General features: G+C 72.3%; 19 protein-coding genes. 2 read left to right on the top strand and 17 right to left on the bottom strand.

Translation table 11 applies throughout. The features are described from left to right. Positions 1-117 precede the first annotated feature (117 nt). The 16 genes from AC07CM_RS18560 to AC07CM_RS18485 form a co-directional block, all read right to left on the bottom strand. On the bottom strand, positions 118-2,532 hold the full coding sequence (locus tag AC07CM_RS18560; protein ID WP_478877466.1) for a SpoIIE family protein phosphatase: 2,415 nt from the start codon (positions 2,530-2,532) through the stop codon (positions 118-120). Positions 2,533-2,677: 145 nt separating this feature from the next. Next, positions 2,678-3,433 carry a maleate cis-trans isomerase family protein gene (locus AC07CM_RS18555; RefSeq protein WP_478877465.1) on the bottom strand — a complete coding sequence of 252 codons (756 nt, stop codon included), beginning with the start codon at positions 3,431-3,433 and terminating at the stop codon, positions 2,678-2,680. A gap of 105 nt (positions 3,434-3,538) precedes the next feature. Further along, on the bottom strand, positions 3,539-4,342 hold the full coding sequence (locus AC07CM_RS18550) for a GntR family transcriptional regulator (protein ID WP_478877464.1): 804 nt from the start codon (positions 4,340-4,342) through the stop codon (positions 3,539-3,541). Continuing rightward, complete coding sequence (locus AC07CM_RS18545) at positions 4,342-4,593, bottom strand: hypothetical protein (RefSeq protein WP_153536541.1); 252 nt, start codon at positions 4,591-4,593, stop codon at positions 4,342-4,344. The genes AC07CM_RS18550 and AC07CM_RS18545 overlap by 1 nt, the downstream gene beginning before the upstream one ends. After that, positions 4,590-5,486: a nitrilase-related carbon-nitrogen hydrolase gene (locus AC07CM_RS18540; protein ID WP_478877463.1), complete on the bottom strand. Its 897-nt coding sequence runs from the start codon at positions 5,484-5,486 to the stop codon at positions 4,590-4,592. The genes AC07CM_RS18545 and AC07CM_RS18540 overlap by 4 nt, the downstream gene beginning before the upstream one ends. Further along, positions 5,479-6,588 (bottom strand): DODA-type extradiol aromatic ring-opening family dioxygenase, encoded by a 1,110-nt coding sequence (locus AC07CM_RS18535; protein ID WP_478877462.1) that lies wholly within the window; start codon positions 6,586-6,588, stop codon positions 5,479-5,481. The genes AC07CM_RS18540 and AC07CM_RS18535 overlap by 8 nt, the downstream gene beginning before the upstream one ends. A 40-nt stretch (positions 6,589-6,628) precedes the next feature. Then, complete coding sequence (locus AC07CM_RS18530; protein ID WP_478877461.1) at positions 6,629-7,636, bottom strand: 2,5-dihydroxypyridine 5,6-dioxygenase NicX family protein; 1,008 nt, start codon at positions 7,634-7,636, stop codon at positions 6,629-6,631. Between the two features lie 55 nt (positions 7,637-7,691). Next, positions 7,692-8,462, bottom strand: a complete 771-nt coding sequence (locus AC07CM_RS18525; RefSeq protein WP_478877460.1) for an SDR family oxidoreductase — start codon at positions 8,460-8,462, stop codon at positions 7,692-7,694. Between the two features lie 48 nt (positions 8,463-8,510). After that, positions 8,511-8,708 carry a ferredoxin gene (locus AC07CM_RS18520; RefSeq protein ID WP_478877459.1) on the bottom strand — a complete coding sequence of 66 codons (198 nt, stop codon included), beginning with the start codon at positions 8,706-8,708 and terminating at the stop codon, positions 8,511-8,513. Between the two features lie 21 nt (positions 8,709-8,729). Continuing rightward, positions 8,730-9,980 carry an NADH-ubiquinone oxidoreductase-F iron-sulfur binding region domain-containing protein gene (locus AC07CM_RS18515; protein WP_478877458.1) on the bottom strand — a complete coding sequence of 417 codons (1,251 nt, stop codon included), beginning with the start codon at positions 9,978-9,980 and terminating at the stop codon, positions 8,730-8,732. Next, complete coding sequence (locus AC07CM_RS18510; protein ID WP_478877457.1) at positions 9,977-10,630, bottom strand: isochorismatase family protein; 654 nt, start codon at positions 10,628-10,630, stop codon at positions 9,977-9,979. The genes AC07CM_RS18515 and AC07CM_RS18510 overlap by 4 nt, the downstream gene beginning before the upstream one ends. After that, on the bottom strand, positions 10,627-11,436 hold the full coding sequence (locus AC07CM_RS18505) for an SDR family oxidoreductase (protein ID WP_478877456.1): 810 nt from the start codon (positions 11,434-11,436) through the stop codon (positions 10,627-10,629). The genes AC07CM_RS18510 and AC07CM_RS18505 overlap by 4 nt, the downstream gene beginning before the upstream one ends. Continuing rightward, the gene (locus tag AC07CM_RS18500) at positions 11,420-12,841 is read right to left on the bottom strand and encodes an aromatic ring-hydroxylating oxygenase subunit alpha (protein WP_478877455.1); all 1,422 of its coding nucleotides are present in this window, start codon (positions 12,839-12,841) and stop codon (positions 11,420-11,422) included. Before AC07CM_RS18500 ends, AC07CM_RS18505 begins: the two co-directional genes overlap by 17 nt. Before the next feature lie 14 nt (positions 12,842-12,855). After that, positions 12,856-13,386 carry a 3-phenylpropionate/cinnamic acid dioxygenase subunit beta gene (locus AC07CM_RS18495; protein ID WP_478877454.1) on the bottom strand — a complete coding sequence of 177 codons (531 nt, stop codon included), beginning with the start codon at positions 13,384-13,386 and terminating at the stop codon, positions 12,856-12,858. Positions 13,387-13,585: 199 nt separating this feature from the next. After that, positions 13,586-15,526 (bottom strand): oxidoreductase, encoded by a 1,941-nt coding sequence (locus tag AC07CM_RS18490; protein WP_478877453.1) that lies wholly within the window; start codon positions 15,524-15,526, stop codon positions 13,586-13,588. Between the two features lie 91 nt (positions 15,527-15,617). Beyond that, positions 15,618-17,186 (bottom strand): purine-cytosine permease family protein, encoded by a 1,569-nt coding sequence (locus AC07CM_RS18485; protein ID WP_478877452.1) that lies wholly within the window; start codon positions 17,184-17,186, stop codon positions 15,618-15,620. 229 nt (positions 17,187-17,415) lie between these two features. On the opposite strand from AC07CM_RS18485, the gene AC07CM_RS18480 reads away from it, so the two are divergent. Beyond that, positions 17,416-18,021, top strand: coding sequence for a TetR/AcrR family transcriptional regulator (locus AC07CM_RS18480; protein WP_478877451.1), 606 nt, complete (start codon positions 17,416-17,418; stop codon positions 18,019-18,021). A gap of 109 nt (positions 18,022-18,130) precedes the next feature. Here AC07CM_RS18480 and AC07CM_RS18475 read toward each other — a convergent pair whose 3' ends face one another. After that, positions 18,131-19,444 (bottom strand): MFS transporter, encoded by a 1,314-nt coding sequence (locus tag AC07CM_RS18475; protein ID WP_478877450.1) that lies wholly within the window; start codon positions 19,442-19,444, stop codon positions 18,131-18,133. Positions 19,445-19,684: 240 nt separating this feature from the next. Here AC07CM_RS18475 and AC07CM_RS18470 point away from each other — a divergent pair, with 240 nt between their 5' ends. Continuing rightward, entirely contained in the window at positions 19,685-20,608 is a 924-nt protein-coding gene (locus AC07CM_RS18470; protein ID WP_478877449.1) for a TauD/TfdA dioxygenase family protein, read from the top strand. Positions 20,609-21,056 lie beyond the last annotated feature (448 nt).

The following is a 21,056-nucleotide window of genomic DNA, read 5'->3' as shown; positions in this document are numbered from 1 at the left end:
CGGCCGGCGACAGGGCCGGGTTCTGTACCACGGCCACCCGCTGGCCGTCGGCGGTCAGACGGTCGTACGTCCCCTGCCGGCCCGAGGCGTCCACGGAACCACCGTGCCCAAGCGCTCTCACGGGCGGACGGGAAGGTCCTGTTCCGCCCAGATGATCTTGCCCAGCCGGGTGTACCGGGTTCCCCAGCGCTGGGTGAGCTGGGCAACCAGCAGCAGGCCGCGGCCGCCCTCGTCGGTGGGCCGGGCGCGGCGAAGGTGCGGTGAGGTGCTGCTGGCGTCGCAGACCTCGCAGATGAGGCTGCGGTCGTGGATCAGCCGCAGGCGGACGGGCGGCCGGCCGTAGCGGATCGCGTTGGTGACCAGCTCGCTGACCACCAGCTCGGTGACGAACGCGGCTTCCTCCAGCCCCCACGCGCTCAGCTGGGCGAGGGTGTTCGCGCGGGCCCGGGCGACGGCCGTGGGCTCAGGCGGGATGTCCCAGGTGGCGACCCGATCGGCCGGCAGCACCCGGGTGCGGGCCAGGAGCAACGCGATGTCGTCGTCGCCGCGGGGAACCATGACGTCGAGAACGGCGTCGCAGGAAGCCTGGAGAGACCCGGTGTGCTGGGCGAGGGCGTGGCGCAACGCGTCCAGCTCATGTGCGGCTTCACCGTCGCGCCCTGCGATCAGCCCGTCGGTGTAGAGGGCCAGAACGCTGCCTTCGGGCAGTTCGACCTCGGCCGTTTCGAAGGGCAGCCCGCCCATGCCGAGCGGCGGGCCGGCGGGGACGTCGAGAAGGCGCACGGTGCCGTCGGGGCCGTACACCACCGGCGGGTTGTGCCCTGCGCGGGCCAGGCAGCAGCGACGGGAGACCGGGTCGTAGATGGCGTAGAGGCAGGTGGCGCCGATGTCCCAGCCGGGCTGGGCGTCGGAGTCGGCGCGGGCTTCCTTGTTCAGGCGGATGACGACGTCGTCCAGGTGGGTGAGCAGTTCGTCGGGCGGAAGATCGATGTCGGCGAGGGTGCGCACCGCCGTGCGCAGCCGGCCCATGGTGGCGGAGGCCTGGATGCCGCGGCCCACGACATCGCCGATGGCCAGCGCCACCCGGGCGCCGGAGAGCGGGATGACGTCGAACCAGTCGCCGCCCACTCCGGCCCCGGTGCCGGCGGGCAGATAGCGGGAGGCCACCTCGAGCGCCGTCTGCTCCGCCAGCCTCTGGGGCAACAGGCTGCGCTGGAGGGTCACGGCGGTCGTGCGCTCGCGGGTGTAACGACGGGCGTTGTCGACGCAGACGGCCGTTCGGGCGGTGAGCTCCTCCGCCAGCAGCAGGTCGTCCGCTCCGAAGGGCTCCGGGTGCCGATGGCGGACGAAGACGGCGAAACCGAGGCCGGCGCCGCGGGCCCGCAGCGGGACCACCATCATCGAATGGGTCCCCACGGCGCGGAGCCGGGCGGCCCGTGCCGGTTCCTGTTCCGCCCATCGGGCGAGAGTGGGATCGGTCGTCCGGTACAGGGCCGGCGCGTCCGCCGCCAACCACTCGGCGGCCGGGGAGGACGCGGGGGAGGTGACCGTCTCGCCCACTTCGACCGCGGACTCGGGCGCGCCACGAAAGACGGACCGCTGGGCGGCACGCCGCATGGCGACCGGGCTGGTCACCGGGCCGGCGGGCGGTTCTTCGCCGTCGTCGAGGCGGGCCAGCAGATCGACGCAGGCAAAGTCCGCGAGCCGCGGAACGGCCAGGTCGGCCAGCTGCTGCGCCGTGACGGTCATCTCCAGGCTGGTGCCGATGCGTCTGCCGGCCTCGTTGAGGAGCAGCAGCCGCTGCCGCGCCTCGTACTGCTCGGTGGTGTCCTGCGCCGCGAAGCACACCCCGCTCGTGCCACCGTCCGGGTCGTACAGCGGGGCGAGATGGATCGCCCAGGCATGCGCCCGGCTCTCGCCCGGGACGCGCAGGTAGACCTCCAGGTACTGCCGCTCACCGGTCTCCAGCGCGCGGCGCATGGCGCGTTCGATCCTCTCGCACTCCGGGTGCGGTACCGCCTCCGTCATGCGCAGCCCGCGCAGCTGATCACCGGTGAGGCCGACCGCGCGCTCCTCGTCCGCGTTGGTCCGCACGTACCGCAGATCCGTATCGAAGATCGCCAGAATGCACGGCGACTGATCGAAGCACCACTCCACCGCGATGCCGTCGCCGGGCGGGGGCGGTCTCCGGGCCGCGCCCCACACCAGGAGCCAGTCGCCCCCGTTGCGGCCCACCCGGCGATGGGCGAGCAGCTCCCCCGACACGTGGTGGCCGTCCCGGTGCCGCAGCGCCACCTGCCCGCGCCAGCTCAGCCGTCCGGCCAGGGGCTCTCCGGCAGTCCGGACGTCCTCGGCCAGCAGCTCGGCAGCCGGCCGCCCCACGACATCCTCGGGCCCGTAGCCCAGCAGCAGCCGGGCACCCTCGCTCCACCCGGTCACCGTGCCGTGCTCATCGGTAGTGGCCGTGACGACTCCCGCCGCACCGAAAGGCTCGGTGAGCGGACCTTGGGGCGTGGTCCCGTGCTCCGTCATGGCAACTCCTGCATCAAGGATGCTTGCCTGACAGGGGTACCCGCACCGGGACGTGACCCGCCCACGGCGCTACGGCCAAGTGGAGTGCCGGTGCCGACGCGTCATCCGCGCAGACCACGGCACTGCATCACCCTTTCGGCGGGTCTCAGCCCGCCAGCAGCGCACCGGCGCCGGGGACCACCGGCTCGAGGTCGAGGGCGCGCAGCGTACGCCAGACGGTGGCGGCGGACGCGGTCACCACCGGGATGTCGAAGGCGTCCTGGACGGTCTGCAGGGCGGGCAGCGACGGCATCTGCACGCAGGCGCTGAGGACCAGGGCGTCGGCGCCCTTGGTGTCCACCGTTCGGGCCAGCTCGGGGAGCCGGGCCGGGTCCAGCCGGCCCACCTCCAGGTTGTCCGGTACCTCCAGACTCAGCGTGTCGTGCACCTGCAGACCCTCGGCCTCGAGGTAGTCGCAGACCATGCTGGTCAGCGGCTTCATGTAGGGCGTGATGACGGAGATGCGCTTCGCTCCCAGATGCTGCAGCGCCTCGGCGAGCGCGCCGGCCGACGAGAGCACCGCGGGCGCCTTGCGGTCGCCCACCGCGGCGGCCGCCGCCGCGCTCAGGCGTTCCTCGCTGCGGCGGTGGTAACCGGCGCCCTGCGCCATGATGGCGACGAGGCACGCGTACGCCATGACGTCGACATCGGCGTCGGCGAGCTCGACGGCGCAGCGGTCGGAGGCGGCGTCCATCGCGGCCAGCTCATCGGGTGTGACCTGCTGCATGCGCATCCGGGCTGAGTGGAAGGTGAAGCGCTCCGGGCGGATCTTCTCGCGAGCCTGCAGCATGGCGGGAATCTCCGTCTCCATGGTCGTGTTGGAGCTCGGGACGATCATGCCTATGCGGTGGCTGGTGTTCATGGGGTGCCCTTTCGAGGGGGAAGAAGCAGTGGTGCGGGCACGCCTGATCGGGCCGCGGCGCGACGGGCGGGTCGGCGTGGCCTGGAGGAACGGGCGTGCGCGGGGTCAGCCGGCGGGTTGGTGCTCGACGTTGTCGGTGCGGGCGTAGGGCATGGCGACCGCGCCCGGTCGCACCCACTCGAGGCGCACGGGCCGGGTGACGCTGCCGTCGGGTTCGTGGGCCAGCCGCAGGCCGAGGCCCCTGGCGGCCGTGAGGAGGGAGTCGAACCGGTAGTCCGGGTCTATGTCCAGCGCCATGCCGAGGGCCGCGTCGATCAGGTGGAGTTCGAGCAACTGGCGGGCACGCTCGCCTTCGTGGGCGCGGACGGCCTCCAGGAACTGGCGGTCGACGTGGGTGAAGTGCCCCGGCACGGCGGGTCGGGACATGTACAGCCGCTGGTGGCGGAAGATCCGCGAGTACTGCTGGTTCGTGATCTCCGCGAGCAGCGGCGGGTAGCGGTGCAGCAGGATGGCATGGAACTGCAGGTGGGCCTTCTGGAAGTCCCGGGTTCGCTCGGCCAGCCGCTCCATCTCCTCCAAGGCCTCGGCCATGGCCTTGATGTCGTGCTCCGTGATCTCCTTGACCAGGGCCGCGACCAGCGGGGGTTCCATCAGCAGCCGCGCCGCGTACGACTGCTCGGCCTGCTCGTGATGGGCGGGGCTGACCGTCATGCCGCGATTGGCCTCGGCGACGACGAGCCCGTCGGCCTCCAGGCGATGGAGGGCCTCGCGCAACGGGGTGCGGCTGACGTTGAGCTCGTCGGCCACGGCCTGTTGGGACAGCCTGATGCCCGGTGCGTAGGTACCGTCGACGATGCGGTCGCGCAGCTCGACGTAGATCTCCTCGACGGTGCGTCCTGACCTGGCCATCAGTTGCCGTCCTCCTCGTCGGAGCCGAACTGGACGGCGAACAGCTCGCTGAACCGCTCGGGGTCCTGGGCGGCCACGATCTCCAGCTGCATGGCGTCCAGCAGGATGCGGTAGCCCCGCTTGGGAACCTCGATCTCCAGCCGCTCGCCCTGGGGGGTGAACACCTTCCGGAGCCGGACGCCGGTGAACTCGTTGCCGATGCCGATCCAGTCGCCGTGACGGACGATGCCGTCGTCTTGTCGGTCACTCATCTCGCGGGCTCCTGGTTCGGCTCGGTTCGGCGGGCGGCGCCGGCGCTCAGTCGGGCGGGGGTGCGAGCGTAGACGTCGGCGCGGATCTGCTCCAGGACCGGCAGCGCCGCCCTGGCCTTCGCCACCTCGCCGAGGTCGATATCGACGACGCGGTGGGCGAAGGGTGCCTCTCCCAGGTCGGCGATGATCTCGCCCCAGGGAGCAACGGCCATGGCGTGACCGTACGTCTCGAAGGCGTCGCCGCCGGGGGGCTCGCCGTGGACGGTGGCGGACGCCACGACGAAGGCGCCGTTCTCGATCGCGCGGGAGCGCAGCAGCACTTCCCAGTGGGCGCGGCCGGTGGTGCGGGTGAAGGCGGCGGGGACGAGCAGGACCTCGGCGCCGGCGCGGGCGAGGGAGCGGTACAGCTCGGGGAAGCGCACGTCATAGCAGATGGTGATGCCCACCGTGACGCCGTTCACCTCCAGCAGCAGCGGCTCGGAGCCGGCCCGTTCCACACCGGACGCCTCGAAGGAGCGCCCGTCGACCCTCGCGTCGAACAGGTGAATCTTGTCATACGAGCCGAGCACCGCTCCGTCCCCGTCGATGACCAGCGCGGAGTTGGTGACCCGGTCCGACCTGCGGTGCTTCATGCCGCCGAGCACCACGACGGTACCGGTTTCCCGCGCTGCCTCGCGCAGCTCCACGATCTCCGCGGAGTCGACGGTGAACGCGCGCTCGCGCATCTCGCCGCTGGTGCCGAGCATCAGCCCGTTCTCCGGGAGCAGCACCAGGTCGGCGCCGTCGGCCGCCGCCCGGGCGACGGCCGTGCGGGCGTGCGCTGTGTTGCGCGCGGGATCGCGGGTGGCGTGCCACTGGGTCAGGCCGACCCGCAGCGTACGTCGGTCACTCATCGCGGGCGCTCCGCTCCGGAAGCGTCATGCCGACGACCGCCCAGCCGCCCCCGGACGCCTCCATCGGCTCGTAGGCGTACACCTCGCCGCGCACGCCCGGCCCGATCATGCCCAGCATGATGAGCCAGTTGGGGAACTCGTACTGGCCGTGGTCGAGCAGGGCGTACGGCTCGAGGTTGGCGATGTCGGTGCCGCGGCCGGCCTGGAGCATCCGCAGCAGGTAGGTGTCGAACTCCACGTCGGCCTTGCCGAACTTGCCCGGGTCCAGCCAGTGCGAGAGGCCGCCGGTGGCCAGCACGGCCACCCGCAGCCCACGCGAGGCCACGACGTCGCGCAGCACCTCGCCGAACACGCGGGCGCCGAACGGCGAGAAGGAACGGCCGGGCTGGGTGACGATCGGGACCACCGGCAGGTCCGGGCGTGGCAGCAGCAGCCGCAGCGGCACGATCTGGCCGTGGTCGAGGGGGAAGTCGGGGCACTCCTCGACCTCCAGGCCCTCGGCGCGGACGGCGTTCGCCATCGCCCGGGCGAAGTGCGGCGCGCCGGTGACGGTCAGGTCGAGGTCGGGGCGCTTGAAGAACTCCATGGAGCCGGAGTACGACTCGCCGGTGCCGATCACGTACGCGCCGGTGCGGAAGGACTGGAAGTGGCAGTCGGCGGTGATCAGCAGGATGTCCGGGTCGGCCGCCGCGAGGTCCTTGCGCAGCCGCTCGTAACCCGCCGTGAGCCTCGCGACCGCCTCCGGCGGATCGATCTCCGGTCTGGCCAGCAGGTCGGGGACGTGCGAGGCGCCGCCGGCGAAGACCAGGTTGGCCGGGACGTCGGGGACGGGCAGCGGCGAGTCGGTGTCGACGTGGAACGCTCCCGTGCTCGTCGAGTCGCTCAGGTCGTCGGCGAACCAGCGGCTGACCAGGATGGTGATTCCGTCGGGCAGTCCCGCGGAGCGGAGCCGGTCGCGGTCGCCCGAGGCGATGACGCCGGACCACTCGGCGTCGAGGCCGAGGCCGGCGCCGACCGGCACCGCGTCGGCGCGGAAGGAGCTGAGCAGTTCCTGGTCCCGGGCGAGCGTGAGGATCGCCTGCTCCAGAGTGGTGCGGTCCACGGTGCCTCCTTTGGCTGTGGAAGAGAGGAGTCCTGGGGGTTCAGACGAGCCGGCCGTCGGTGACCACGGCCTCACCGTCGATACGGACGGTGCAGCCGCGCATCGGGATGTCCAGATGCGCCGGGGTCTCGCGGTCGGCGAAGCGGTTGGGACCGGTGGACCACATGAAGTTGCCCGCGGTGGAGCGCAGTTCCTGGCCGTAGAGGCTGCGCGGGTCGTACACGTCGAAGGCCGACCAGCGTGCGGCGGGGAGCAGGCCCCAGCCCATGTGGGAGACGGCGTAGACCTCGGTGTCGTCCCACGCCTCGAAGTAGTCCCGCAGCAGGTGGGCGTCGGCGCCGGAGCCCTCGACCTCGGTGATGAAACCCTTCTCCACGGTGATGGCGACCTCGTCGCGGACGTAGCGCTGCCAGGGGATGAGCGCGTCGCCGGGCTGCAGGACGATGCGTCCCTCGGCGGTGCGGTCGTGCGGGAAGCAGGCGACGAAGCCGCTCGGCCAGTGGTCCCAGCGGTGCTCCTGGTCGACGTAGCCCCACTGGTGGGTGATGGGCAGGTCGCCGCCGCTGATGTCGGCCGTCAGATCGGTGCCCGCGGCACTCGTGACGTGCAGGGTGGAGCCGGCCCGGAGCTTGTCGCCGCCTGCCTCGACGGTCGCGCGCAGGCCGGCGTCGCCCATCAGCCGCTCCAGCACGTCGGCGGGCTCGGCGACGAACAGCATCCGCTTGCCGTTGCCCGTGATGCGGGTGCGGACGTCGGAGTGGATCAGCCCGCCGACGGTCACGTCGACGACCATGTCGCACTCGGCAGCGGCCGCGAGCAGGGCGGGCACCTCCCGGCCGTCGGCCTCGTACGGCGGGAGCATGGGGTTGGAGAGGCTGGAGGCCGTCAGCACGAGGGCGGAGGCGCCGAGGTCGCGGGCGGCGGCGACGGCGGCCTCGACGTACTCGGTCTTCTGGCCGAGCTCGGCGATGACGGCCACCTGCTGGCCGGCGGCGACGTGGCACAGACGGAGCTGTTCGACGAAGAGTTCGCGCAGGGTGCGGGGCATGATGGGTGCTGCCTTTCGGAATCTTGGATGGGATGGCGGGTGCTCCACGGAGCGGCTACGGCAGTGAGCGGATGGCTCCGCCGTCGACGGCCAGCGAGGCTCCGGTGGTGAACGAGGAGCGCGGCGAGGCCAGGAAGGCGACCGCGTCGGCGATCTCCTCCGCGGCGCCCCAGCGTCCGAGCGGGATGTCCTGGACGACCTTGCGGACCTCCTCGTCCTCGGTGGTGCCGTGGGCCGCGGACTTGGCGGCGACGATGTCGCGCATCCGGTCGGTGCCCGTGGCGCCCGGCATCACCTGGACGACGCGCACCCCGGTGGGGGCGACCTCGGCGGCGAGCTGCTTGGCCATGGCGGCGATCGCGGAGCGGAACGCGGCGGAGAGCACTCCGCCGGGGGCCGGCTGGCGCACCCAGGTGGAGGTGAGGAAGACGATGCAGCCGTTGCCCTGCTTCGCCATGTGCCGGGCGCCGGCCCGGGCGAGCTGCACGGCGGGGCGCAGCAGCAGGTCGTAGCCGGCCGTCCAGTCCTCGTCGGTGGTGTCGAGGAACGGGCCGAGACGCGGTCCTGCGGTGTTGACGACCAGCACGTCGAGCCGGCCGTGCTCCGCGACGACGTCGGGGACGAACCTGGCCGTCGCGTCCGCGTCGGCCAGGTCCAGCTTCACGGGCAGGACACGGCCGGGGGCGGTCTGCGGGACGGACGGGGCGGTGCGGGAGGCGGCCACCGCCGTCGCTCCCTCGGCGGCGAACCGGCGGGCGACCGCGGCGCCGATGCCGCGGCTGGCGGCGGTGACGGCGGCGACATGGCCGGTGAGGCCGAGATCCATGGGTGTTCCCTCCTGGGTGGTGCCGGTGTTCGGCGCAGTGGCTCTGCGTCAGTCGTCGGTCAGGGTGATGGCCTTCTCGGGGCAGTCGGCCAGCGCGGCGCGGGCGGACTCCAGGGCGTCGTCGGGGACGGTTCCGTCGCCCACGACGGCGGCGTAGCCCCACTCGTCGAGCTGGAAGACCGACGGGCAGATCTCCGCGCAGGTCCCGTAGGCGTTGCACTTGGTCGCGTCGACTGCGGCTTTCATCTGATGGATCCTCACTTGTCGTCAGGACGAGGCCGGGAAGGCCTCGGGGTATTCGGCGACGGCGGAGCGGGCCAGGGTGGCGGCGCCGTCGAGGAAGGCGCACGCGCCGCGGCGGGGCAGGGTCTGTCCCCAGCGGGCGAGGCGGTCGCGGTCGTCCGCGATGCCGGCGCCGTCGGCGAGGCGGGCGAAGGTGTCCCGGATCGCCTTGGTGCCGTTGAGGCAGACGCCGCACTGCGCGGCGGACTCGCGGGCGTACCAGGCGGACAGTTCGGCGGCGACGCGCAGCGGTGTGTCGTCCGCGCCGAGCGCGGTGATCGCTCCGCAGCCCAGGCCGCTGCCCAGCGCGCGCAGGGCGTCGTGGCAGCAGGCGGTGGCGAGGCGGTCGCGGCGCAGCATGCCGCCGAACCAGCCGCCCATCAGCACCCCGTGCACCCCGTCGGCGAGGCCGCCGCCGACCTCGTCGAACAGCTGCCGGACGGTCCTGCCGAGCGGCACCTCGTACACGCCGGGCCGGCCGCAGGCGCCGCCCAGGGTGACCAGGGTGGTGCCCGGCGAGGCGTCTGTGCCCTCGGCGCGGTAGGCGTCGGCGCCGTACCGGGCGATCCAGGCGGCCTGTGCCAGCGTCTCGACGTTGCTGACCAGCGTGGGCCGGCCGTCGACGCCGCTCTCGTGCGGGCGCGGGGGCTTGGCGGTGGGCAGCGCCGGTCCGCCGCTGAGGGAGCGGCACACCGCGCTCTCCTCACCGGCGACGTAGGTGGGCTCCACCGTGTGGATCTCCACCCCGGCGGCGCGGTCGTCGCCGTCCGCCGTGAGCTCGTCCAGCGCCGCGCGGACGGCCCGAACCGTCTCCGGGTGCGAGAGGTAGACGACGGAACGGTCGGCGCCGACGGTGCGGGCGGCCAGCAGCAGCCCGTCCAGGACGAGGTGCGGGCGGTGGGTGAGCAGCCAGCGGTCCTTGGCGGAGGCGGGTTCCCCCTCCTCGCCGTTGGCGACCACCACCCGGGGGCCCTGGCCGGCGGCCACGCCGCGCCACTTGACGTGGGCGGGGAAGGCGGCGCCGCCCCGACCGCGCAGCCCGGCGGCCTCGAGGGTGTCGAGGAACTCGGCGGGGTCGGTGCCGTACGGGCCGGGGAGGTAGGTGCCGAGGTCGCGTTCGGCGGCCAGACCCAGCGAGGAGTCCGTGCTGCCGGGGACGACCAGCCGGGGGGTGATCGCCGGGTGGGCGGCGCTCGGTGCGGCGACGGTGCTCGGCCGTGCGGGGGCTGCGGTCACGACACCGCCCTCCGGGGCGACGGATCGGGCAACAGGGCCGACGCGTCCGCGAGGCCGAGGACGTCCCCGTACTTGGCGTCGATGTCGAACAGGCTCGCCTCGTGCGGTGCCGCGGCGCGGTCGCCCACGCAGTCGGCGACGACGAAGGCCGGGTAGCCGGCCGCACACGCGTCGACGGCGGTGGCTCGGACGCACCCCGAGGTGGTGGCCCCGGTGACGATCAGGCTGTCGGCGCCGAGGGCCGTCAGCAGGGCGGCCAGTCCGGTGCCCGCGAAGGCGGACGCGGCGCGCTTGACCACGAGGGGCTCGGCCGCGGTCCGGGCGAGCCGCTCGTCCACCTCGACCCACCGGCTGCCCTCGGTCAGGACCTTCATGGCCGGCATCTTGCGCAGCCACAGCGAACCCTCGACGCCGTCGGCGGCGAACGCGATGGTGGTGAACACCACCGGCGTGCCGGCGGCCCGGGCCCGGTCGAGCAGCGTGCGGGTGGCGGTGACGACGGCGTCCAGGTCGCTGCCGGGCGGGCAGTCGGGGTCGGTGAACCCGTTGATCAGATCGACGACCAGGACGACCGGCCGGCTTCCGGGGGTGAGCCGGCCGCCGAGGCCGCGTGCCGCGTACAGATCCTTCACGGAAGCGGGCGTGCTCACAGGTCGTCACCTCCCGCCGGTGCGGCCAGGCCGCGGGCGAGCAACCCGGAGTCGGCCACCAGCACGGAGCCGGTCACGGCCGCGGTGTCGGCCGCCGAGGCGAGGGTGACGTACAGCCCGGCCAGGTCGTCGCCGGTGGGGACGCGGTGCAGCGGCAGCGCGTCCTCGGTGCCGGGCAGGACCGCGTCGCGCGTTCCCTGCCCGAGCGCGCCGATGCCGGTCATCACGGTGGGCAGGACGCCCGGGGCGACCGCGTTCACCCGTACCTTGGGGGCGAGTTCGTGGGCGAGCTGCTTGACCACGCCCAGGACGGCGTGCTTGGAGGAGGTGTAGAGCACCCCGCCCCCGGCGGCCGCGTAGGAGGCGTACGACCCGGTGAGCACGACCCGGCCACGGGTGGCGATCAGATCGTCCAGTGCCGCGCGGAGGTTGACCAGGATCGAGCCGACGTTGATGCGCCAGCACTCCTGGAGCGCCTCGCCCAGCCGCTCGCCCGGCAGGTCCACCAGGCGCACGTTGTGGTCGTACACGCCCACGCACGAGGTGTAGACGTCGACCGGCCCGAAGTGGCGGTGGGCGGTGTCCACCATGTCCACGGAGGTCTTCCAGTCGGCGGCGTCACCCGCGACCGTGGCCAGGGCGGCGGGGCGGCCGAGCCGGTCGGCGAGTTCCTCCAGCGGGCCGGGCCGCAGGTCGGCGGCGACCACCCGGGCACCCTCGGCGAGGTAGCGCCGGACGACGGCCGAGCCGAGCCCGCCGGCCGCTCCGGTGACCAGGGCGACCTGCCCGTCAAGCCTGCTGCTCATGGCTGTCCTTCGGCTTCTGCGGGGCGCCGCCCTGGGCCTCGGGGAAGACCAGGTCGGGCCAGGCGCCGGGGGCGGCGCGCATCATGTCGGCGTAGAAGGCGTACAGGTTGCGCTGGACGCCCTCCTCGTAGCGGGTCCACTGGACGCGGCCGGGGCCGGGCCAGCTCTCGACCGGCTCGGAGATGCCGATGCCGGGCTTGCCCATCTCGTAGTTGAGCTGGAAGTCGAGGAGTTCGGCGGCGGTGGAGCGGCCGGTGCGGCCGACGGTGATCCACGGCTCGGTGTCGTCCACCTCGAACGCGCCGCCCATGGAGAAGGTGCCGAGACCGGCGCGGTAGGCGCGGTCCTTCTGCTCCGGGGAGAGGTTCTTGTAGGCGGCGAACCAGTTCCACACCTCGACCTGGCCGGGGCCGTGCGGCTGCCAGACGCGCAGGGTGAGGATGCCCACCGGCGGGTGGTTGGCGCCGTCCTCGGTCATGGGCAGGGCCAGCAGCGAGAAGTTGGGGAAGACGTTGGCGACCATGACCCGGGACCGGCGGGCGACCGACAGCTGCTCTGCGCTGATCCGGCTGGTGTCGAAGGTCTTCACCAGTTCGTCGGGGAAGCCGAAGAACTTCGGGCCCGGCTCGTTCTCGTCCGGGGCCATCGAGAAGGACAGCGAGTGCCCCGGCGACGCCTGGATGTGATAGCCCATCATGTTCTCCCGGAACGGGACCGGGAAGGCACCGATCTCCCACACCGAGCGGTGCAGGGTGCCCAGGTGGTAGTCGTCGCCGGAGAAGTTGTCCGCGCCGGACTTCCAGTTGGCGTCGATCACGAACCGCTGCGGCGGGCCGAGCACCTCCATGCCGTGCTCGTTGAGCCCGAAGAGCAGGTCGAGGTACCAGGCCATGCCGCCCAGGTACTCCTTCAGCGGGGGCGCCGTGGTGTCCAGGGTGGCGAACACCAGCCCCTGGTACGACTCGACCTTGGCGGCGCTCACCAGGCCGTTGCCCTCCTTCGACATGCCGCCGAAGGCGTTGCGCCACAGCGGGGCGCCGACCAGGTTGCCCTTGGTGTTGTAGGTCCAGCCGTGGTACGGGCAGCGGAAGTGGGAGGTGTTCCCGGAGTCCGAGCGGCACACCTGGACACCGCGGTGCCGGCAGGCGTCGAACAGGACGTTGACGCCGCCCTCTTCGTCGCGGACGACGATGAAGTTGTCCTCGCCGATCTTCCGCAGGACGTAGTCGCCCTTGGCGGGGATCTCGGACTCGTGGGCGAGGAACACCCAGCAGCGCCCGAAGACGTTGCGCAGTTCCTGCCGGTAGAGGTCCGGGTTGCCGAAGATCGTCGCCGGGATGCTGCCCCGGTCGGCGCCCTCGGCGACCGCGTCCAGCAGCCGGCCGGTGTCGGTGTGGCTCGTCATGGTGTGTGCCTCGCTCAGAAGAAGATCGCCAGGTTGTGCGTGCGGATCACGGTCAGGTCGAGCAGGACGTCGCGGCGCAGCAGCATCAGCCGGCCGGCCTCGCGGCGCAGCAGGTCGACGCGCTCGCCGGAGAGCAGCTGGGGCACGCTCTGGTCCTGGCGGGTGCGGTGCAGCAGCAGGTTGCTGCGCACCTGGGCGGTGTCGGGGTCCTCGGTCGCGCGGACCCGGACGTTGGTCACGAAGTGCCGGATGCGGGAGGGCGGGTCCTCCGCCCAGGCGTACTGGGTCTCGTTGCGGGCGACGCGGCTGCTGAGCGAGCCGTAGGTCTCCAGCAGGTGGTAGGTGTCCTCCGCGAAGCCGCGCCCGCGGGCCCGTTCCACGGTCTGCCGCAGCGGCACGGCGTACGTGACGTCGCGGCTGACCATGGTCTCGAGCCACTCGCGCTCGCGGAGGTCGTCCAGAAGTTCGGCTTCGGTGTGGATCCAGTCGAGGACTTCCGCGTAGAGCGCGGTGTCCGCCAAGACCCGAGACAGTGTCGAGTCCATCCGTCACACTCCTCCGGGGTGGGTTGAACACACTTTTGCATGCACTTTTGTGTGCGACAAGACCTTGCGCGGAATTCCGCGTATTCGGTCATTTTCGCCGCGGTGGCGGGCCCGTGCACGGCAGGCCGCGGCCCCGCCCCGGCCCGGTTCGACGGGGCCGGGGCGGCCGCCGGAAGGCCGGCCGCTGCACAGAGGCCGATCAGATCAGGCGGGACGCGAAGTACGCCGTGTGCAGGGCGTCGTACACCCGGCCCGGCGCCTTGGCCGAGCCGATGGTCGTGACGGGCACCCCCGCCGCGCCGGCCTCGGCCGCCAGGGTGGCGGCCGACGGCTCCCGCCCGAGGGCGAGCACCACCGCGTCGGCCTCGACGGCCTCCTCGGCACCGTCCGCGAGGCGCACGCGGACACCCTTGTCCTCGACCTCGACGACCTCGCAGCCGGTCCGCACCTCGACGCCCACCTCGGCGAGCCGGCTCGGCAGCACCAGCACGTCGTACTTGACCTCGTCGCCCCGCATCAGCCGCTCGCCGCTCTCCAGGACGACGACGGTGGTGCCGGGCAGTTCGGCGAGCCGCAGGGCCGACTCGCAGCCCTGGAAGCCGCCGCCGACCACCACGACGCGCCGTCCCGCCAGGTCCTCGCGCCGGTCCGAGATGTCACCGGGGCCCAGCACCAGCGCCGCCGCGGCGACCGGGCCGCCGAAGGAGCGCTGCGGTGCCCCGGTCGCGACCACGACCTCGTCGAACCCTTCGGCGACCGAGGCGGCGTCCGCGGCCACCGGTCGGACCTCGATGCCGCGCCGGGTCACCTCGTGCACCAGATGGTCCCGCAGTCCGGCGAGATCCTGCTTGACGCCGGATCCGACGGCGTGGTTCAGCGCCCCGCCCAGCTCACCCGGCTCGAAGAGGACGACCGTGTGCCCGCGGTCGTGCAGGGCCGCGGCGGCGCGCAACCCGGCCGGTCCGCCCCCGGCGACGGCCACGCGCTTGCGCGCCGGTGCGGTGCCGAGGGGGAACCGTCCCTCCTCCGCCACCTCGGGATTGACCGTGCAGCCCACACTGCGCTTCTGGTCGAGCCCGCGCTCCAGACAGCCGTCGTTGCAGCGGATGCAGGGCACGATCTCCAACTGCCGTCCCTCGCGGGCCTTGTTCGTCCAGTCCGGGTCGGCCAGAAAGGCGCGGCCGAGGGAGACGAAGTCGGCGCTGGAGGACCCGAGGATCTCGTCGGCGATCCCGGGCGTGATCAGCGAGCCCGAGGCGATCACCGGGATGGACACCGCGGACTTGATCTTCTCCCAGCCCCAGCGGTGCGGCTGGCGCGGCATGTACCAGGAGCTGACCTCCCACTGCTGCAGCGCGTGGTGTCCGCCGGAGGCGTGGATGACGTCCACTCCATGCCGTTCCAGCAGTCGGCACAGCTCGACGGTCTCCTCGAGCACGATGCCGTCCGGCTCGTAGTCGGTCACCGAGAGCCGCACGCTCAGCGGGAAGTCGCGCGGCACGTGCGCGCGGACGCTGTCGACGATCTCCAGCAGGATCCGCGCGCGGTTCTCGAAAGAGCCGCCGTAGTCGTCGGTGCGGTCGTTGGTGTGCGGGGACAGGAAGTTGGTGATCATGTAGCCGTGACCGGCGTGGATCTCCACCAGGTCGAACCGCGCCATGTGGGCGCGCGCCGCCGCCTCGCCGAAGCTGCGCACCACCCCGGCGATCTCGTCGACGGTCATCGGGGCGGGCACGACGCCGAACTGCATCGCGGCCACGTCCCAGGAGGAGGACGACGCCGACTTCATCGGACTGGTGCCCAGGAAGCGCTGGCGTCCGGCGTGCACCAGCTGCAGGCCGATCGCCGCACCGGTGGAACGGACCTCGTCGGCGAGCCATCCGAGGCCGGGAACGTGGTCCTGGCGGCTCGCCCCAGGCTGACCGTGGATGGACTTGCTGGCGTCGTCGTCGACGTAGGTGTACTCGACCATCACCAGGCCGGGGCCACCCTCACCGAGCCGCCGGTAGTGGTTCACGGTGCGCGGGCTGACGGTGCCGTCCGGGTTGCAGGTGGCCGTGGTGTTGGGTGACTTCACGACGCGGTTGCGCAGGGTCAGGTCCCCTATCGCGCCGGTGCGGAAAAGGTTGTCGAAAGCCATGTGCTGCCTCTTCTGTGAGGTTCTGCGGGGTTCTGCCGGTCCGTGCCGGCCCGGGGAGCGGGCGAGGTGGTCCGACGAGCGGTCGGAGGGATCAGGAACGTCCGGGCAGGAGGCTCGCCGTGGCGCAGCCGTCGCAGACCGCCGGGGCGCCCGCCGCCGCCTCGCGGTCCATTTCCAGGACCACGTACGCCTTCTCGCAGCGGTGGCACTCGGCCCAGGTGGCGGCCGGGTCCGTCACCTCGGCGCGCGGGTCCGCGGCGTGTGTGGCGACCACCGGGCGCACCTTCACGACGACCGCGTACAGGACCGAGCTGACCACCAGCGCGACCAGCGGCGCCGCTCCGGCGAGCGCCGCAGGCACACCCGGCGCCTCCGCGAGCCAGATGCCGACGGCCGAGGCGAGTACCCAGGCGCCGAGCCCCCAGGTGACCCGGGGCAGGCGCAGCGCGCGGAACTCCGGCCCGGCCGCACGGTCCTCCGGCACCAGTACGTAGTGCGTGAGGGCGATGCCGACCCAGCTGACCAGGAACACGCCCTGCCAGGTCAGCGCGGACTGAAGGTAGCTGAAGACGTCGGTCAGCATCAGCAGGAACACCACGCCGGAGGTGGCGGCGACCAGCAGGGTGCGGCTGAGCCGCACGCCGGTCAGGTCCTTGATCAGCCGCCCCCAGTTCGCGGACGACAGGTAGTAGTTGATGCTGTTGATCCTGGCCTGTGAGACCACGATCAGGATCAGCCCGACGACGCCGAGACTGGCGATGATCGCCTGCACCACGCCGGTCTCGGCGGTGGGCTGGTCGGGGATCGCCGCGCGGACCAGGAAGATGCCGGCCGCGCCGTTCGCCGCGAACAGCCAGACGTAGAAGACCCAGCCGAAGGTGACCTTGCGGTGGAAACCCTCGTCCTCGACCTTGGCGAACCGTGCGAAGTCCACGGTGACCGGCATGCACAGGTAGATGCCCATGTAGAGGATCGCGCCCAGCAGCCAGCCGGGCAGGGCCCGGGCCTCCGGCGGGACGACCCCGCCGAAGGAGAGCCAGTCCGAGCCTCCCGAGAAGCGCACGGCGGCGACCACGACCGCCGCGACGATGCCCACGACGTAGAGCGGCAGCAGGATGCCGTTCAGCCGCGCCATCCAGGTCTGCACGCCGCCGAACATCAGCGGCAGCATGGCGACCACGATGATCACGTACCAGACACGGATGTCCCAGCCCGGCGTGTAGTGGTCGAACGCGACCGCGAGCGTGCTGCTCTCGAAGACCGCGTAGTAGGTGGTGTTGGCCGCGATGAGCAGGGCGGTGAGCGAGGCGCCCAGCACCCCGAACATCCGCCGCGAGAGCAGGGTGCTGTTCAGGCCGCTGCGCCGGCTCCAGCCGGTGAACAGGGCATTGATCAGTGAGTAGGTCACCACCGAGATACCGATGGCGATCAGCGCGTCGACGGTGCCGTACAGGCTGGCCGCGAGAGCGCCGTAGAACAGCCACACCATCGCGCTGAGCAGCGACCAGAACGACATCGTCAGCTGCCAGCGCCCGACGCGGGCGGTCAGTGGGACCAGGTGGTTGCTGTAGTCGTCGGCGCGCTGTTCGGCCACCACGGCGGGGTCGTCGGTGGATCTTGTCCGCAGCGGGGAGGGGGAGACTTCCTGGGCTAGCGACATGGCCGCTCCTGAGGGAAGAGAGTCCGGAGAGTGCACACTAAAGTGCATGCAGAAGTGAATACTTTGCATCCTCCGGGCGTTGCGTCAATGGCTGTGCCGAGGATTTTTCCCGCCCGAGGTACGACCGTGAGCAGGGCGAAAGCGTTCCGGCGCACGCGGCCGGCGCGGTCCGGAGGCCGGATCCACGGCACTGCGCGTCCTGGAAGCGAAGCCCTCGTATCCTCTGAGCATGGTCGGCGCACAGACACAGAAGGCCGAACGCGGGCCGGGGCGGCCGCGGCAGGAGCGGGTCACGGACGACACCCTCGAAGCGGTGATCGAGTTGGTGACCGAGCAGGGCGTGAAAGCGGTGACGATGGACGCCGTGGCTGCGCGTGCCGGGGTGAGCAAGCCCGCGATCTACCGGCGCTGGCCCTCCAAGCAGGCCTTGATCATCGCGGCGGCGGAGACTCGTATCGGCCCGCTGTCGGTGCCGGACCTGGGCGACGTCCGCGCCGAGCTGCGCGAGGTGCTGACGGCACGGCTGGCGGCGTACCGGCGGCCCGGTACGGCGCGGCTGCTGACGGAGCTGATGGCGTCGGCCGCCGAGGGGGGCGCTCCCCTGGGGGAGTACGCGGACTACACGGAACGGATGATGGGCGAGACCCGTCGCATCCTCCAACGGGGCATCGCCCGGGGCGAGGTGAGGGCCGATGTCGACATCCGGTCGGCCGCGACGCTCGTGGCGGCGCCACTGGTGTACCGCCTGCTGGCGGAACGCGAACTGCCCAACGCGCGGTTCGTGGACGACGTGGTGGACCTCCTCGTCCGGGCGGTCGGTCACCCGGGAACGTGAGGGCCGCCGGGCCCGCGCGTACCGCGCCCGCCGACTGCCGGGCGCCGTTGCCGGTCCTTCCGCCCGTCGTGCGGAGTCAACGGTGCGGCGCCGCAGTCCGGAGCTAGCGTCAGGGGGCCAGGCGCCGCGCGTCGCGGGCCGGGTCGATCAGCGCGACGGAGGCCGCGCCGCCCACCAGCAGCAGGACGGCCGCGAGCAGAACGGCGTGCCGGTAGCCGGCCCTTCCCTGGGTGTCGACCAGGTAGCCCGTCAGGGCGGGGGCGATCAGTCCGCCCGTGGTGACCACGGCGTTCATCAGGCCGAGGGCGCCGCCGCGTCGGCGGGCCGGGACGAACTCGGCGACCGTGGTCACGGCGACCGTCGACATCGCCCCGCACAGGCCGAAGCCGACGAGCAGGAGCAGCACGGTGAGAGGTCCACGCGCGCCCTGCGAGAGGAGGCCACAGCCGAGCGCGGAGACCAGCAGGGCGATGCCGCCGACGCGGGCGCGGGCCCACCGGCTGTTCAGGCCGCGCCGCAGCAGCCATCCGGTCAGTCCCGCCTGCCCCAGCAGCGTGATGCCGCTGACGGCCCAGATCGCGGCGACCAGACCGGCGGCGGCCGTGGTGGAGTAGCCCAGGCCGTCGTGCAGGTAGGAGGGCACCCACACCAGTGACAGGGCGATCATCCAGTAGGTGCTGAAGTATCCGACCGTGGCGCCGATCCAGGTCCTGGTGCCCAGGATGCGACGGTAGGAGACGGCGGCCCGGCACTCCTCGTCGCCGCCGTCGGAGCCGGGAGCCGCGCCGTGATCGCCGCCTTCCGGTCTGCGGTCCTTGCCGAGCATCGCCCACGCGGCCGACCACACCACACCGGCGACGGCGACGGCGGTGAAGGCGGAACGCCAGCCGTGGTGCTGGATCACCCAGGTCAGCCCCGGGGCGGCGAGCACCACGCCCAGGGCGATGCCCACGTTGATCAGGGCGCCGGGGAGATTGCGCCGGCGGTCCGGGAACCACGACAGGGCGCTGTGCTGGGCCACCGGGAAGGCGGGCCCCTCCGCGGCACCCAGCACGATCCGCGAGGCGACCAGCGCGACGAGTCCTCCGCCGAGCGCCATCGGCATCTGGGCGATCGACCACAGCAGCGCCATGCCCAGCAGCAGCCACCGCGGCCGCACCCGGTCGGCCAGCAGTCCGCCCATGGCGCCGCAGATCGAGAAGAGCAGGAAGAACGCGCTGTTGGCCAGTCCGAAGCCGGTCGCCGACAGGCCCAGGTCGCGGCGGACGGGATCGGCCGCGAGTCCGAGGACGGACTTGTCGGCGAAGTTGACCATCATGAAGACCACCAGCAACCCGGTGACGGTCCAGGCCTGCCGTCGGTGGCCACGGCACGTCGTGGCGGGGTCGGCCGGTGTGACCGGGGTGAGTTCGGTGTCGGGCACGGGGGCTCCCGCGGAGGTAGCTGCTCTCGGGCAGGCGTGGGCGATGTGCAACACAGGGTGGGGATGCCGGCGGACAGGCCGCGCCGAGCACGCGACCGATCAACGCGGCGAGAAATCGTTACGTGGAGTATCGATACCATGCGGCGTGACAGCAAGAGTTGGGAAAGAGCTCTTGCGCCCCTCCACCTCGATATCGATACTTCCCGTAACGATTTTCTGGATGCGACCGTGGAGGACCGCATGGAGACCACCGGGGCCGAGAAGAACCCCCTGCTCGAGAAGCCGCTGTTCCACTCCGGCCGCCGTGTGCTGGAGCGGACCGCGCCCGGTCAGGCACCCGCCGAGTACCGGCTGCTGCGGATCGCGCCGATGACGCCGCACATCGGGGCGGAAATCGACGGCGTGGACCTGTCCCGGCCGATCGGCGAGGAGCTCGCGGAGGAACTGCGGCAGGCGCTGCTCGAATGGAAGGTGATCTTCTTCCGCGATCAGCACGACTTCGACGCCGACGCCCACCTGGCCCTGGCCGCGGTGTGGGGGGAGCCGGAGCCGAACCCGTTCTTCCCCAAGGGCGACACCGTCGGCGTCTCACGGCTGGCCAAGGACGCCGACGCCGTCGGCCAGGAGAACATCTGGCACAGCGACCACTCGTTCATGGCCGCTCCGGCCATGGGCTCGGTGCTCCGCTCGGTCGAGGTCCCGCCGTCCGGCGGAGACACCATGTGGGCCGACATGGGGGCCGCGTACGACAACCTCGCGGACGAGATGAAGGAGCGCATCGACGGCCTCAGCGCCGTGCACGACTGGGAGCCCAGCTGGGGCGCGTTCATGACCTCCGAGCAGATCGCGGCGCTGCGCCGGTCCCTGCCCCGGGTCGAGCACCCGGTGGTCGTGCGGCACCCGCACACCGGACGCAAGACCCTCTACGTCAACGAGCCGTTCACCACCCGCATCGTCGGACTGCCCGAGGACGAGAGCCGGGAACTGCTCCACGAGCTGGGCCTGCAGGCGCGCGTCCCCGAGCTCCAGGTGCGCTTCCGCTGGCAGCCGGACTCGATCGCCGTCTGGGACAACATCGCCGTCCAGCACTACGCCGTCAACGACTACTACCCCCGGCGACGTGTGATGGAGCGCATCGCGATCGCCGGCGTCCCGCTGTCCTGAGAGCCCGGCCGATCGGCCTGCGTGCGATCCGACGGCTGCTCCTGACGGCCGTGCCGCCCGCACCCGGCGGCACGGCCACCGGCTCCTTGACCGCCCCTGCCGCGGTCGTGGCATTCCGCCCGGCGACGCCGGCAAACCCCGGTCCCACTCAGCTTGTTCGCCCCACGAAGAAGTGACGTGAACAGCCCCGCCCTCGCCACGCCCGTCCTCGACCGCGCCCTGAGGGAGCTGCGTCGCAACGCCCCGTCCTGGGCGAACTCGCCGCTCGCCGAACGCATCGGACTCCTGGACCAAGCCGCCGTACTTCGTCACCAACCGCACCGGCCGCGGCACCCTCGAACGCGTCACCCGCTTCACCACCGCTCCGAACCCCGGCCTGCTGCCCGCCCTCTTCGCGTCCGCCCTGCGCGGCTGAACCAGGAGACACCGGGTACGGGTCCGCGCAGCG

The sequence above is a fragment of the Streptomyces sp. NPDC044061 genome (genome assembly GCF_056434305.1).
Note: the sequence above shows the minus strand (reverse complement) of the source record. Positions and strands in the feature narration are given on the sequence as shown.